Origin of the sequence: Bacillus sp. ATD, from assembly GCF_050585765.1 — a bacterium.
Lineage (GTDB): Bacteria > Bacillota > Bacilli > Bacillales > Bacillaceae > Bacillus > Bacillus stercoris.
The window spans coordinates 1-475 of sequence record NZ_JBOBQH010000032.1 but is presented as its reverse complement, the minus strand read 5'-3'; the positions used below and the strand labels follow the sequence as shown (position 1 = coordinate 475).

At 48.8% G+C, this 475-nt stretch carries 4 tRNA genes; all 4 read right to left on the bottom strand.

The features are described 5' to 3' along the window. Window positions 1–4: 4 nt before the first annotated feature. A tRNA-Leu gene (locus ACQXR1_RS22185) sits at window positions 5–91 on the bottom strand. Window positions 92–101: 10 nt separating this feature from the next. After that, a tRNA-Lys gene (locus ACQXR1_RS22180) sits at window positions 102–177 on the bottom strand. A 37-nt stretch (window positions 178–214) separates the two neighbouring features. Then, window positions 215–290, bottom strand: a tRNA-Thr gene (locus ACQXR1_RS22175). A gap of 31 nt (window positions 291–321) precedes the next feature. Further along, a tRNA-Val gene (locus ACQXR1_RS22170) sits at window positions 322–397 on the bottom strand. Window positions 398–475 lie beyond the last annotated feature (78 nt).

Below are 475 nucleotides of genomic sequence, written 5' to 3'. Positions count from 1 at the left end.
GAAATGGTGCGGATGAAGGGACTTGAACCCCCACGTCTGTAAAGACACTAGAGCCTGATTCTAGCGCGTCTGCCAATTCCGCCACATCCGCAACATGTAAATGGTGAGCCATGAAGGACTCGAACCTTCGACCCTCTGATTAAAAGTCAGATGCTCTACCAACTGAGCTAATGGCTCTTCTTACAAGAGACTTAAGTATTATATCATATAAAAGTGGTGCCGGCAAGAGGACTTGAACCCCCAACCTACTGATTACAAGTCAGTTGCTCTACCAATTGAGCTACACCGGCATATATGCAAACCGATATGTATAATAAAGAATGGTGGAGGATGACGGGCTCGAACCGCCGACCCTCTGCTTGTAAGGCAGATGCTCTCCCAGCTGAGCTAATCCTCCATAATTGCACTAACGTGCAATTGCTTGGCGGCTTCCTACTCTCACAGGGGGAAACCCCCGACTACCATCGGCGCTGAA